Here is a 12,604-nt window from a genome sequence, read left to right on the forward strand (position 1 = left end):
CAGCAGGGTGAGCAGCAGGGCCGTCACCATACCGCCTATCATGGGGGCGGCGATGCGCTGCATCACCTCGGATCCGGTCCCTTCACTCCACATGATGGGGAGCAGGCCGACGATGATGGTCACCACCGTCATCATCTTGGGGCGCAGGCGCAGGGCGGCCCCCTCGATGACGGCGTCGTGCAGACCGGCGCGATCGGGTCGGCCGCGGGCACAGAGATCCTCCCAGGCGTGGTTGAGGTAGACCAGCATCAGCACCCCGGTCTCGACCGCCACCCCGGCCAGGGCGATAAAGCCCACCCCGACCGCCACCGAGAGATTGAAGCCGAGCAACCAGATGGCCCAGACCCCGCCCACCACGGCGAGCGGTAATGAGCCCAGGATGATCAGCACCTCGCTCATGCGGCGAAACGCCAGATAGAGCAGCAGCACTATGATGGCCAGGGTGAGCGGCACCACATAGGTGAGGCGTGCCTTGGCCCGCTCCATGTATTCATATTGGCCGGACCAGGTCAGGGAGTAGCCGGGGGCGAGCCTGAGACCCTGCTCCACCCTGGCACGCGCCTCAGCCACGAAGGAGCCGATGTCGCGCCCGTCGATATCCACATAGACCCAGCCGTTGAGGCGGGCGTTCTCGCTGCGCAGCATGGGGGCCTCGTCGGAGAGGTAGACCCGCGCCACATCGCCCAGCGCAATGCGCGCCCCGTCGGCGGTCACCAGGGGCAGCAGGGCCAGGGCCTCGGGGGAGTCGCGATAGTCCTGGGGATAGCGCAGGTTGATGGGGTAACGCTCGCGCCCCTCTATGGTCTGGCCTATCTCCATGCCGCCGACGGCGGTGGCCAGCACCGCCTGCACATCGGCCACGTTGAGGCCGTAGCGGGCGGCGCGCACCCGATCGATATCCACCTTGACGTAGCGTCCGCCGGCGACCCGCTCGGCATAGACCGACGAGAGACCCGGCACCGTCTTGAGGATCCCTTCGATATCGCGGCCGATGCGCTCTATTACCTTGAGATCGGGCCCGGCTATCTTGATGCCGACCGGGGTCTTGATGCCGGTGGCCAGCATGTCGATGCGGGTCTTGATGGGCGGCACCCAGGCGTTGGTGAGACCGGGGAAGCGGATCAGGGAGTCGAGTTCCTCACGCAGCTTCTGTGGCGTCATACCGGGGCGCCACTGGTCGCGAGGCTTGAGCTGAATGCTGGTCTCGAACATCACCAGATCGGCCGGGTCGGTGGCGCTGTCGGCCCGCCCCGCCTTGCCGAACACGTTCTGCACCTCGGGCACGGTGCGAATGAGCTTGTCGGTCTGCTGCAGCAGCTCGCGCGCCTTGCCCACCGAGAGATTGGCGTAGGTGGTGGGCATGTACATCAGATCCCCCTCGTCGAGCTGGGGCACGAACTCCGACCCCAGGTGCTTGAGCGGGTAGAGCCCCCCCACGGTCACCAGCAGGGCCAGCGCCAGGGTGGTCTTGGGCCAGGCCAGCACCGTATTGAGCAGGGGGATGTAAGCGCGCGACAGGGTGCGGTTGAGTGGGTTGGCCTGCTCGGCCAGCACCCGGCCACGGATGAAGTACCCCATCAGCACGGGCACCAGGGTAATGGCCAGGGCCGAGGCCGCCGCCATGGCATAGGTCTTGGTGTAGGCGAGCGGGGCGAACATGCGCCCCTCCTGGGCCTCCAGGGTAAAGACCGGCAGGAAGCTCATGGTGATGATGAGCAGGGAGAAGAAGATGGCGGGCCCCACCTCTATGCTCGCCTGCTGAATCACCTGCCAGCGGTTCTGGTCGGTGAGGGTGGTGCGCTCCATGTGCTTGTGGACGTTCTCGATCATCACGATGGCGCCATCCACCATGGCGCCGATGGCGATGGCGATGCCGCCCAGCGACATGATGTTGGCGTTGATCCCCTGCAGGTGCATAACGATGAAGGCGACCAGGATGGCGATGGGCAGGCTCACCACCACCACCAGAGAGGAGCGCAGGTGGAACAGGAAGGCGAGACAAACCAGCACCACCACCACGAACTCCTCCACCAGCTTGCCGGAGAGGTTGTCGATGGCGCGCTGGATGAGATCCGAGCGGTCATAGACGGTGACCAGCTCCACCCCCTCGGGCAGGCTGGACTGCAAATCGGCCAGGCGGGCCTTGACCCCGTCTATGGTCTGCTGGGCGTTCTCGCCGTAGCGCATGACGATGATGCCGCCGACCACCTCCCCCTCGCCGTTGAGCTCGGCCACCCCGCGCCGCATCTGCGGGCCCGTGCCTATCTCGGCCACGTCCCCCAGGGTGAGGGGGGTGCCGCGCACCCGGGTGCCGAGCGGGATGAGGCGCAAGTCCTCCACCCCCTTGAGGTAGCCATTGGAGCGCACCATGTACTCGGCCTCGGCCATCTCGATGACCGACGCCCCCGTCTCCTGGTTGCCCGCCTCGATGGCACTCTTGATAAGCGAGAGCGGCACCCCGTAGGCGCGCAGCTTGTCGGGGTCAACCCGCACCTGATACTGCTTGACCATGCCCCCGACGGTCGCCACCTCGGAGACACCGGGCACCGTCTGCAGCTCATACTTGAGAAACCAGTTCTGCAGCGAGGTGAGCTGAGCCAGATCGTGCTTGCCGCTCTTGTCGACCAGGGCGTACTGATAGACCCAGCCCACCCCGGTGGCGTCGGGACCGAGCTCGGGCTTGGCCTCAGGAGGCAGGCGCGAGGCAACCTGGCTCAGGTACTCCAGCACCCGGGCGCGGGCCCAGTAGAGATCGGTCTTGTCGTCGAACAGCACATAGACGAAGGAGTCGCCAAAGAAGGAGTAGCCGCGCACCGTGGTGGCGCCGGGCACCGCCAGCAGCGCAGTGGTGAGGGGATAGGTGACCTGATCCTCGACCACCTGGGGCGCCTGCCCCGGGTAGCTGGTCTTGATGATCACCTGCACGTCCGAGAGATCCGGCAGAGCGTCGACCGGGGTCTGGCGTACCGACCAGATGCCCCAGGCGGTCACCAGCAGGGTCACCAGCAGCACCAGGAAGCGGTTGCCCAGCGACCAGCGAATGATGGCTGCGATCATGCTCAGTGCCCCCCGTGCCCAGTGGTGGTGGTCGCGGCGCCGTCCATAACATGGATGGCGGTGATGAGGTAGTCATCCCCCTGCTGGCGCATCTCGAAGTGCAGGGCCCCGCCCACCTTGAGGGCGCTGGCATCGACACCGTCGCCCAGCGCGAACTCCATCTCCATGGCGGGCCACTGCCACTCGGGCACCGCCTCATGAGAGAGCGTCACCCGCCCCTCACTCAGGGCGGTCACCGTGCCCTGGCTCCAGACCGACTCGGGACGAAACGCCGTCATGCGCTGGAAGTCCGAGCCCAGGCTCGACTCCGAGTCGATGAGGAACTGGGCCGAGCTGACCACCTTGTCCCCTGCCTCGACCCCCTCGAGGATCGCCTGACGCTCGCCGTCGCGCTCACCGAGGCGCACCGCCACCGATTTGAAACGGCCGTCGCCGAGGGCCAGCACCACCCGGTCCTGGCGACCGGTGCGGATCACCGCCTCGGCCGGCACCTGCAACACGGGGGCGCGGGCCTGCTCGATGCGAACGGCCGCAAACATGTTGGGCCTGAGGAAGCCATCCGGGTTGGCAAAGCGCAGGCGCACCTTGAGGGTGCGGGTGGCCGCATCCAGGGTGGGATAGACGTAATCGACCCGCCCCTGCCAGCTGCGCCCGGGGGCATAGTCCAGGGTCATGGTGGCCGGCATGCCCGGCTGCACGGCGGCGGCCTGGCGCTCGAACAGCTCGGCGCTCACCCATACCCGATCGAGGGCGGCCAGGGAGAAGAGAGGGTTGGCCGGGTCGACGTATTGACCCTCACGCACCTTGAGATCGACCAGGTAGCCGCTGCGCGGCGCCGGCACCCGTATGGTCTCCTGGACCCGGCGGCTCTGGCGCACCTGATCTATCTGGCTTTGGGGCACCTCGAGGGCGCGCAGCTTGCCCTCGGCAGCCTTGATAATCAGCGGGTTGCCGCTGCCCAGCGCCAGAAGAAACTCCTTCTGGGCGTTGACCAGATCCGGCGAGTAGAGGTCGAACAGGGGCTCGCCGGCGCGCACCGTCTGCCCCTCACTCTTGACGTAGAGACGGCGGATCCAGCCGCTCAGGCGGGCGGTCACCGTCTCGAGGCGCTCCTCGTCATAGCCCACATATCCCACCGTATCGATGCGCTGCAACCAGGGGGCCCGGGTCACCTCGGCCAGGCGCACCCCCATGTTCTGCTGGATCTCGGGGGCTATGGTGACGGTGCCGGGGGAGCCGTCCTGTTTCTCTTCATAGACGGGAATGAAGTCCATTCCCATGGAGTCCTTGGCGGGGCCCGGGCGCTTGTCGGCCGGGTCCATGGGGTTGACCCAGTAGAGGGGCTGCTTCTCGGCGCTGGCCGGGGCGGCGTGATGACTCGCCAGCCAGTAGCCGGCGGCGGCGCTGCCGGCCAGGGCGGCCAGCAGCAAGATCCCCTTCAAGGGGCGCTGGGATGAGGTGTTGGATTCCATGATCACTCTCTTGCACGAAAACGAAGACACGCCGGCACGAGGCCGGCCGCTGAAACGGCAAGGGAAAAATCAATGGCGCAGGACGCAGAGCTCCAGGTGTCGCCTTGGCCAGGAGGGCGGCGGGGCCCCCCGTTCACGGCCGACCCGCCAGCCCGAGCGGGCGGCCAGCAGCAGGGGGGGGGCAAACAGGCTGAGGCAGAGCAGCAGTGGCAGCAGCAGCCAGGGCAGGCCGGCCGCCAGCTGGGCCAGAGAGCCGGCGAGGCCAGAAGGCATGGGGCAGTCGCTGCTGGGCTGGCTCTCTTCGGCGTGGCAGCTGAGGGCCATCTGGTCCACAGCGGCGCTGGCCTGGTGGGCGGCGAGGCAGAAGGTCAGATTGCAGGCGAGCAGCAGCACCAGCATCAGCCGGGCTATCAGGCTCGTGGGCAATCTGTTTGCAAGCATGGGCTCTCCCTCTGGCCACACAGTGGCGCTCTTCATCACCCTAAACCCTGCCATGATGGGAAGGTCAAGGCGCCAGCCCCAACGAAAGAGGGGAGCCGCTGGCTCCCCTCTCTGACATCCCCTGGCTTAGCCGCCGACGGCGATGCGTTTCATGTCCTTCATGTAACCGCGCAGCACCTGGCCGATGGCCTCGATGGGGTGGTTGCGGATCGCCTCGTTGGCGCGGATCAGGGCGGCGTTGTCCACCTCGTTACCCGCCAGCAGCTGGCCCAGATCGCCCGCCTTGAGGGTCGGCATGAAGTGCTCGCGCAGCAGCGGTACGGCGGCGTTGGCGAACAGGTAGTTACCGTATTCGGCGGTGTCGGAGATGACTACGTTCATCTCGTACAGGCGCTTGCGGGCGACCGTGTTGGCGATGAGCGGCAGCTCGTGCAGGGACTCGTAGTAGGCGGACTCTTCGTAGATGCCGGAGGCCACCATGGTTTCGAACGCCAGCTCGACCCCGGCCTTGACCATGGCCACCATGACCAGCCCCTTGTCGAAGTACTCCTGCTCGGCGATCTTGCCGTCAAACGCCGGGGCGTTTTCGAAGGCGGACTTGCCGGTCTCTTCGCGCCAGGTCAGCAGCTTGATGTCGTCTTCGGCCCAGTCGGCCATCATGCCACGGGAGAAGTCGCCGGCGATGATGTCATCCATGTGCTTCTCGAACAGGGGGCGCATCAGCACCTTGAGCTGCTCGGAGAGCTCGAAGGCACGCAGTTTGGCCGGGTTGGACAGGCGGTCCATCATCAGGCTGATGCCACCCTGCTTGAGGGCCTCGGTGATGGTCTCCCAGCCGAACTGGATCAGCTTGCCGGCGTAACCGGCGTCGGTGCCTTCGGCCACCAGCTTGTCGTAGCAGAGCAGGGAGCCGGCCTGCAGCATGCCGCACAGGATGGTCTGCTCGCCCATCAGATCGGATTTCACCTCGGCCACGAAGGAGGACTCCAGCACCCCGGCACGGTCGCCGCCGGTGGCGGAGGCCCACGCCTTGGCAATGGCCATGCCCTCGCCCTTGGGATCGTTCTCCGGGTGAACGGCGATCAGGGTCGGCACGCCGAAGCCACGCTTGTACTCCTCACGCACCTCGGTACCCGGGCACTTCGGCGCCACCATGACGACCGTGATGTCGGCGCGGATCTGCTGGCCTTCCTCGACCACGTTGAAGCCGTGGGAGTAGCCCAGGGCGGCGCCCTGCTTCATCAGCGGCATCACGGTCTTGACTACGTCGGAGTGCTGCTTGTCCGGGGTCAGGTTCAGCACCAGATCGGCGGTGGGGATCAGATCTTCATAGGTGCCGACCACGAAGCCGTTCTCGGTGGCCTTCTTCCAGGAGGCGCGTTTCTCTTCGATGGCGGCCTTGCGCAGGGCATAAGCGATATCCAGGCCGGAGTCGCGCATGTTGAGACCCTGGTTCAGACCCTGGGCACCACAGCCGACGATCACCACCTTCTTGCCCTTAAGCACGGCGCAGCCGTCACTGAATTCATCGCGCTTCATGAAACGGCATTTGCCCAGTTGGGCGAGCTGCTGGCGCAGGTTCAGGGTATTGAAGTAGTTGGCCATGGTGGTTGCTCCGTCCGGTTGATTCCATGCCGCGATGCGGCTCGAGTTCGAACCACTATAGCGTGGGACAGGTGTTGCCGTAACTGATATATTTGAAACATCATGTTGCGGATAATGAAATATGGAACTGCGTCACCTGGAGCTGTTTCTCCACCTCGCCGACAGCCTTCACTTCGGCAAAACCGCCGATGCCATGGCGGTCAGCCCCTCCACCTTAAGCCGTGCCATCCAGCGCCTGGAGCAAGAGACCGGCTGCGCCCTGTTCGAGCGGGACAACCGCAGCGTGCGTCTCACCCCGGCCGGGGAGAGGCTGCGCGAGTTTGGCGGCGGCCTGGTGCAGGAGTGGCGCCACCTGCGCCAGGAGCTGCGCCGCAGCGACGAGCCCCTGCAGGGGCGGCTGCGGGTCTTCTGCTCGGTCACTGCCAGCTACTTCCTGCTGCCCGAGGTGCTCGAGCGCTTTCGCCGCCGCCACCCGCGCCTCGAGATCAAGCTCGAGACCGGCGATCCGGCCCTGGCGGTGGACAAGCTGCTGGGGGACGAGGCGGATCTCGCCATCGCCGCCCGCCCCGACGCCCTGCCCGCCAAGCTGGAGTTTGCCAGCCTGCGCCAGGTGCCCCTGGTGTTCATCGCCCCCAGGAGCGGCCCCCAGCTGGCCCAGTGGTTCCCGGGTGGCGAGCCGGACTGGGAGCGGCTGCCGGTGATCCTCTCGGAGCAGGGGCTAGCCCGCAAACGCAGCGATCAGTGGTTTCGCAACAAGGGGATCGCCCCCAACCTCTACGCCGAGGTGGCTGGCAACGAGGGGATCGTTGCCATGGTGGCGCTCGGCTGCGGGGTCGGATTGGTGCCCGATGCGGTGATCGACCATAGCCCCATGGGGGAGAAGGTGCGCATCGTCGATCTCGCCCCCCCCTTCAAGCCCTTCGATGTGGGCGTGGCCGTGCTCAAGAAGCGGCTCGAGGATCCATTGGTACGCGCCTTCTGGGACACGGCCCGCGGCGGCCGCTAGGGACGCGGGAAGGTCAGGGCCGGATCGGCCAGCATCAGGCGGCTGCGTTCGGGAAGATCGGGGTTTTGCAGATCCAGTACCGTCCGCCGCTCCAGCCCCAGGCGGCGTATGGTGCCGTCAAACCCCTGCTCAAACAGCCGGTCATAGGCGCCGTTGGCCCGTGCCCGCAGCAATCCGGCCTCGATGCGGCGGGCCAGATCCGGCCGTCTGGGCGACACGAAGAACATCAGTGCCAGGGGATAGCGAAACACCAGGTGAGGCTCGATGGCGAGATCCGGGTTGGCCTTCTGCTCATCCTCCACCTCGATCACCGAGCGCAGAAAGCAGTCGAAGCGCCCCTTGCGCAGCATTCGAAACAACCCCTCATAGCGAAAACCCAACTCGACTCTCAGCCCATTGGCCTGGAGCAGCCTGGTGTCGGGCCAGGATTGGTGCTGCCCGATCAGCAAGCCGCTGCTCTGCCAGCGCGCCAGGCTGTCGATCGCGGCGAAGCGGCCCTCCTCGCCGGGGCGGATCAGGCAGACGCGCCACCCCAACAACCCCCTGGCGAGCGGCACATAGACGCCGATCAGGGTGCGCTCGCGCTCTTTATCGGGGGCAAACACAGCCACATCCATCTGCCCCGACTGCAGCTCCCGCACCGCCCGTCCCTGTTCCATCTCCACGCTGGATTTCAGGGTATAGGGACCGTATTCATCGCTGGTGAGATCGAGCGCCAGACGCAGCAGGCCGGCCACGGCGGGATTGGGGTGATCGAGCAGGCGATTCCAGACCACCAGCGGCTCGGCGGCTGTCCACGGCACACAGCAAAACAGGAAGAGGCACAGGGCCAGTCGCCGCATCACATGACTCCAGCAGGAACATCCCTCTCAACTATAACGCGCCCCTTGGCACGGCAAACCCGATTGGGCCAGTGTCAGATCTGACAATGGGCAGACGACCAGGGAGCCGGAAGACTATGCTATTTACTCGTTACTCAGGAAAAATGGTCATGGATACGCGCTTTATCGAGATCGGCAGCCCTGTGTTGTTTGAGGAGTATCTTCGCAGCATGGGCGTCACTCACCCCCATCTGGGACAAGAGGGGGAGATCTACCTGCAGGAGCGCCACCTGGCCGCCATACGGCGGGTTCAGGGGGAGTTGCGCTACTACCTCAGGGCCAGCGCCCTCACCGACGGGCAGAAAGAGTGAAGGCGGGCCAATGGCCCGCCTTCGTTACTGATCCCTGTCGTCCTCATCCTCGTCGAAATCGCTGATCTCGACCCAGAGTCCCAGCCCTATCATCACCAGGGCACCAAACCAGGTACCGGCATTGCCAATGGGCGTACCCAGCGCCAACATTGAGAAGGCCAAAAACCCCATGGCGGCGTAGACCTTCAGTCTGTCGTATGACTGGATCATATTCACACCTCCTTGTTGAATATGGGTCTTTTTTTATATTACCCATGATAGGCAGAGTGGAAAGCAAGACGAAACAATTTGGTTACATCTTCTGTTCTACGCCGACCCGGTTTGATTATTTTTTGTCCGAGAGTATTATTGGCAGCCGAATTGGTTAGGGGTTTCAAGTTAATGAGTGATTTATTCTGCAAGGCAACCCATGAACTGGATGCAATTGGACTCCGTTGTCCCGAGCCGGTGATGATGGTGCGCAAGGTGGTACGCAACATGGCCGACGGTGAGACCCTGCTGGTTCGCGCCGACGATCCCTCCACCACCCGCGACATCCCGAGCTTCTGCCGTTTCATGGACCACACTCTGGTGGCCAGCGAGATAGAGGCCGCCCCCTACCGCTATCTGATCCGCAAGGGTCTGTAATCGCAAGGAATCTTCATGTCCCAGATCACCCGCATCGGCACCACGGCCCGTTGGTCCGACGTCGTCATCCATAACGGCACCCTCTATGTGGTGGAAGTCCCCGCCACCCTAGAGGCCGACCTCCAGACCCAGAGCCGCGAGGTGCTGGCGAGCCTGACCCGGCTGCTCGAGGAGAACGGCTCCGGCGTCGACAAGATACTGATGGCCACCATCTATCTGAAGGACGTCGGCGACATCGCCGCCTTCAATGCCGTGTGGGACGCCTGGTTGCCGGTCGGCACGGCCCCGGTGCGCTGCTGCGTGCAGGCACGCATGGCCCACGACGACTACAAGGTCGAGATCCAGCTGATCGCCGCGGTGTGACTGCGACGGGATGAAAAAGAGCGCCTTTCGGCGCTCTTTTTGTTGGATGGCTTACGCCTTCTTGTCGATCTGGAGCAGGAAGGCGAACTCCATGGCTATGTCCTCGTAGGCCTTGAAACGGCCGGATTTGCCACCGTGCCCCGACTCCATGTCGGTGTTGAGCAGCAACAGATTGTGATCTGTCTTGAGCTCACGCAGCTTGGCGACCCACTTGGCCGGCTCCCAGTACTGGACCTGAGAGTCGTGCAGCCCAGTGGTCACCAACAGGTTGGGATAGGCCTGAGCCTTGACCTGATCGTAGGGGCTGTAGGACTTCATGTAGTCGTAGTAGGCCTTGTCGTTGGGGTTACCCCACTCGTCGTACTCACCTGTAGTGAGCGGGATCGACTCGTCAAGCATGCTGGTCACCACATCGACGAAGGGCACGGCGGCCACTACGCCGCGATAGAGCTCGGGGGCCTGGTTGATGACAGCCCCCATCAGCAGGCCGCCGGCGCTGCCGCCCATGGCATAGACCCGATCGGCGGCCGCATACTTCTGCTCGACCAGGGCCCGGGTCACATCCACGAAGTCGTTGAAGGTGTTCTGCTTGTTGAGCAGTTTTCCCTGTTCATACCAGTCACGCCCCAGCTCCTCGCCACCGCGAATGTGGGCGATGGCGTAGACGAAGCCGCGATCGAGCAGGCTCAGGCGGGCGCTGCCGAAGTCCGGATCCATGCTGGAACCGTATGACCCATAGCCGTAGACCAGCAGCGGGTTGCTGCCGTCTTGCTTGAACTTGTCTTTGCGCCACACCAGAGAGACCGGCACCTTGACGCCATCGCGGGCGCTCACCCAGAGCCGGGCGCTGGCGTAGTCCTCACTCTTGAAGCCGGCCACCGCCTGCTGCTTGAGCAGGGTGCGCTCGCCGCTATCGAGGTTCACCTCGTAGGTAGAGCTCGGGGTGGTTAGCGACGAGTAGCCATAGCGCAGGCGATCGGTGTCGGGTTCGGGGTTATAACCGAGCCAGGTCACGTAGGCGGGATCGTCGAAGGCGATCGCCTTCTGCTCCCCATCCTTCCAGCGGATCTGGCGCAGCCGGGTCAGTCCCCCTTCCCGCTCCTCCACCACCAGCCAGTCGCGCAGCAGGGCGTAGTTCTCGAGCAGGGTGTCAGGGCGCGGCGCCACCACGGCCTTCCAGCGCGCCTCGGAGGCCTCGCGGGTCTCGTACAGGCCGAAGTTTTTGCCGTCCTTGTTGGAGCGCACATAGAAGTAGCCACGGTAGTGGTCGATGCCGTACTCGTGGTTCACCCGGCGTGGCAGGAACACCTTGGGAGGACGCTGCGGATGCTGGGGATCGAGCAGCAGGGCCTCGCCCGTGGTGGTACTGGAGACACTGATGACGATGAACTCTTCCGAGGTGGTGGCATAGAGGCTGACGTAGAAGGTGTCGTCTTTCTCCTCATAGACCAGCTCATCCTTGGCCGGATCCGTACCCAGCACGTGGCGATAGACCTGATAGGGCAGCAGGGTCTGCGGGTGCTTGCGCACATAGAAGAGAGTCTTGTTGTCGGCAGCCCAGACGATATTGCCCGAGGTGTTCGCTATGGTGTCGGGCAGCCACTGACCGCGCTCGATGTCGAAGAAGCGAACCTGATATTGACGGCGCGACACCAGATCTTCAGTCACCGCCAGCAGCCGGTTATCCCGGCTCACCTCGAGATCGCCGGTGGCGTAGTAGTCGTGCCCCTCGGCACGCTGGTTACCGTCCAGCAGCAGCTGGGGCTTGGCGTCACCGCTCAGGGCCTGGCGAGTGTAGACGGCGTACTCCTTGCCCGGCTCGTAACGGGTCTGGTAGCGGTAGCCATTCTTGACGTAGGGCACCGACTCGTCGCGCTGGGGAATGCGCGCCACCATCTCCTTGTAGAGGGTGGCGCGCAGCCCCTTGGAGGGGGCCAGCATGGCGTCTGTGTAGGCATTCTCGGCCTTGAGGTAGTCGAGCACGGCCGGCTCCTGGCGAGCGTCGTCACGCAGCCAGTAGTAGTTGTCGATACGCTCGTCACCATGGGTCTGAAGCACGTGGGGGTGGCGGGCGGCCTGGGGGGGCGTGGGCTGGGTCATGGTGGCATCACTCGCGGCTTGGGCGGCCCCGGTCAGGAGTCCCAACCAGAGCAGCCAATGGGGTTTTAGTAACATGTCGCGTCCTCTGCGATCTTCTTTCGGTCTGTCGAGCGGCTCCGGCCGCTCTCCTGGCGGCACCAATCTGCCCCCATCCAGACGCGATGACAAGGCGATCCCTATAAAAAAACCGCCACCCGGGGGTGGCGGTCGATCACAGTGGCGGCTCGGCAGTCGACCAGGTGTGCCTCACATGGGATGAAAGGAGCCCACCACTGCGACCTGGGGTCAGCCCGGATAGGCTGACCAGCGGGCCGTCTTGCCCTCTTTGTCCATGCTCAGCACCTCATAGGGGTGACCTGGGATGTCCATCCCGGGGGCGCTCTGGGGCATGCCGGGAATGGTCAGCCCCTGGATCGCCGGTTTCTCCTTGAGCAGGCGCTTGACATCGGCGGCGGGGACATGCCCTTCCACCACATACCCTTCCACTATGCCGGTGTGGCAGGAGGAGAGCTCGGGACGGATGCCGTACCTGGCCTTGATGGTGGCGAGATCATTGGTCTCGACCACCTTCACGTCGAAGCCATTCTCCTCCATGTGTTTGACCCACCCCTTGCAGCAACCGCAGTAGGGGGATTCATAAATGGTCATGCTCTGCCCCGCGACGGCGGAGAAGGCAGCCACACCGGCCATCATGGCCAGCAGACGGGATATGCGTTTCATCGGGTTATCCTCGTTTGACTA

12 protein-coding genes are annotated in these 12,604 nt (G+C 64.5%); 4 read left to right on the forward strand and 8 right to left on the reverse strand.

The features are described 5' to 3' along the window. The 4 genes from BN1121_RS08875 to ilvC form a co-directional block, all read right to left on the reverse strand. Window positions 1–3,057, reverse strand: a 3,057-nt coding sequence (locus BN1121_RS08875) for an efflux RND transporter permease subunit (protein WP_043597696.1), incomplete at its 3' end; no start/stop codon positions are given. 2 nt (window positions 3,058–3,059) lie between these two features. Further along, window positions 3,060–4,529: an efflux RND transporter periplasmic adaptor subunit gene (locus BN1121_RS08880; RefSeq protein ID WP_005349320.1), complete on the reverse strand. Its 1,470-nt coding sequence runs from the start codon at window positions 4,527–4,529 to the stop codon at window positions 3,060–3,062. A 69-nt stretch (window positions 4,530–4,598) separates the two neighbouring features. Next, entirely contained in the window at window positions 4,599–4,970 is a 372-nt protein-coding gene (locus BN1121_RS08885) for a hypothetical protein (RefSeq protein WP_043597699.1), read from the reverse strand. 126 nt (window positions 4,971–5,096) lie between these two features. After that, the gene (ilvC, locus tag BN1121_RS08890; RefSeq protein WP_005349316.1) at window positions 5,097–6,575 is read right to left on the reverse strand and encodes a ketol-acid reductoisomerase; all 1,479 of its coding nucleotides are present in this window, start codon (window positions 6,573–6,575) and stop codon (window positions 5,097–5,099) included. Window positions 6,576–6,696: 121 nt separating this feature from the next. On the opposite strand from ilvC, the gene ilvY reads away from it, so the two are divergent. Then, window positions 6,697–7,581, forward strand: a complete 885-nt coding sequence (gene ilvY, locus BN1121_RS08895) for an HTH-type transcriptional activator IlvY (RefSeq protein ID WP_005349314.1) — start codon at window positions 6,697–6,699, stop codon at window positions 7,579–7,581. Here the strand turns inward: ilvY and BN1121_RS08900 are convergent. Further along, window positions 7,578–8,423, reverse strand: a complete 846-nt coding sequence (locus BN1121_RS08900; RefSeq protein ID WP_005349313.1) for a substrate-binding periplasmic protein — start codon at window positions 8,421–8,423, stop codon at window positions 7,578–7,580. The two genes, ilvY and BN1121_RS08900, sit on opposite strands and share 4 nt — an antisense overlap. Before the next feature lie 149 nt (window positions 8,424–8,572). On the opposite strand from BN1121_RS08900, the gene BN1121_RS08905 reads away from it, so the two are divergent. Beyond that, window positions 8,573–8,773: a hypothetical protein gene (locus BN1121_RS08905; protein ID WP_005349312.1), complete on the forward strand. Its 201-nt coding sequence runs from the start codon at window positions 8,573–8,575 to the stop codon at window positions 8,771–8,773. Window positions 8,774–8,797: 24 nt separating this feature from the next. Here the strand turns inward: BN1121_RS08905 and BN1121_RS08910 are convergent, their stop codons facing one another. Further along, entirely contained in the window at window positions 8,798–8,983 is a 186-nt protein-coding gene (locus tag BN1121_RS08910; RefSeq protein WP_005349310.1) for a hypothetical protein, read from the reverse strand. 171 nt (window positions 8,984–9,154) lie between these two features. Between BN1121_RS08910 and tusA the strand changes: the two genes are divergently transcribed. Beyond that, entirely contained in the window at window positions 9,155–9,400 is a 246-nt protein-coding gene (tusA, locus tag BN1121_RS08915; protein ID WP_005349308.1) for a sulfurtransferase TusA, read from the forward strand. Window positions 9,401–9,415: 15 nt separating this feature from the next. Beyond that, window positions 9,416–9,763 carry a RidA family protein gene (locus BN1121_RS08920; protein WP_005349306.1) on the forward strand — a complete coding sequence of 116 codons (348 nt, stop codon included), beginning with the start codon at window positions 9,416–9,418 and terminating at the stop codon, window positions 9,761–9,763. A gap of 51 nt (window positions 9,764–9,814) precedes the next feature. Here BN1121_RS08920 and BN1121_RS08925 read toward each other — a convergent pair whose 3' ends face one another. Both BN1121_RS08925 and BN1121_RS08930 read right to left on the reverse strand, forming a co-directional pair. Then, window positions 9,815–11,938 (reverse strand): S9 family peptidase, encoded by a 2,124-nt coding sequence (locus BN1121_RS08925; RefSeq protein WP_005349304.1) that lies wholly within the window; start codon window positions 11,936–11,938, stop codon window positions 9,815–9,817. 210 nt (window positions 11,939–12,148) lie between these two features. Next, the gene (locus tag BN1121_RS08930; protein WP_005349302.1) at window positions 12,149–12,583 is read right to left on the reverse strand and encodes a DUF411 domain-containing protein; all 435 of its coding nucleotides are present in this window, start codon (window positions 12,581–12,583) and stop codon (window positions 12,149–12,151) included. Between the last annotated feature and the right edge of the window lie 21 nt (window positions 12,584–12,604).

This window comes from Aeromonas diversa CDC 2478-85 (assembly GCF_000819805.1).
GTDB classification, from domain to species: Bacteria; Pseudomonadota; Gammaproteobacteria; order Enterobacterales; family Aeromonadaceae; genus Aeromonas; species Aeromonas diversa.

Bases quoted from the DNA above. Each gene is read 5' to 3' on its own strand.
- BN1121_RS08880 (WP_005349320.1), bottom strand. From the start codon at position 4,529: ATGGAATCCAACACCTCATCCCAGCGCCCCTTGAAGGGGATCTTGCTG.
- BN1121_RS08885 (WP_043597699.1), bottom strand. From the start codon at position 4,970: ATGCTTGCAAACAGATTGCCCACGAGCCTGATAGCCCGGCTGATGCTG.
- ilvC (WP_005349316.1), bottom strand. From the start codon at position 6,575: ATGGCCAACTACTTCAATACCCTGAACCTGCGCCAGCAGCTCGCCCAA.
- ilvY (WP_005349314.1), top strand. From the start codon at position 6,697: ATGGAACTGCGTCACCTGGAGCTGTTTCTCCACCTCGCCGACAGCCTT.
- BN1121_RS08900 (WP_005349313.1), bottom strand. From the start codon at position 8,423: ATGCGGCGACTGGCCCTGTGCCTCTTCCTGTTTTGCTGTGTGCCGTGG.
- BN1121_RS08905 (WP_005349312.1), top strand. From the start codon at position 8,573: ATGGATACGCGCTTTATCGAGATCGGCAGCCCTGTGTTGTTTGAGGAG.
- BN1121_RS08910 (WP_005349310.1), bottom strand. From the start codon at position 8,983: ATGATCCAGTCATACGACAGACTGAAGGTCTACGCCGCCATGGGGTTT.
- tusA (WP_005349308.1), top strand. From the start codon at position 9,155: ATGAGTGATTTATTCTGCAAGGCAACCCATGAACTGGATGCAATTGGA.
- BN1121_RS08920 (WP_005349306.1), top strand. From the start codon at position 9,416: ATGTCCCAGATCACCCGCATCGGCACCACGGCCCGTTGGTCCGACGTC.
- BN1121_RS08925 (WP_005349304.1), bottom strand. From the start codon at position 11,938: ATGTTACTAAAACCCCATTGGCTGCTCTGGTTGGGACTCCTGACCGGG.
- BN1121_RS08930 (WP_005349302.1), bottom strand. From the start codon at position 12,583: ATGAAACGCATATCCCGTCTGCTGGCCATGATGGCCGGTGTGGCTGCC.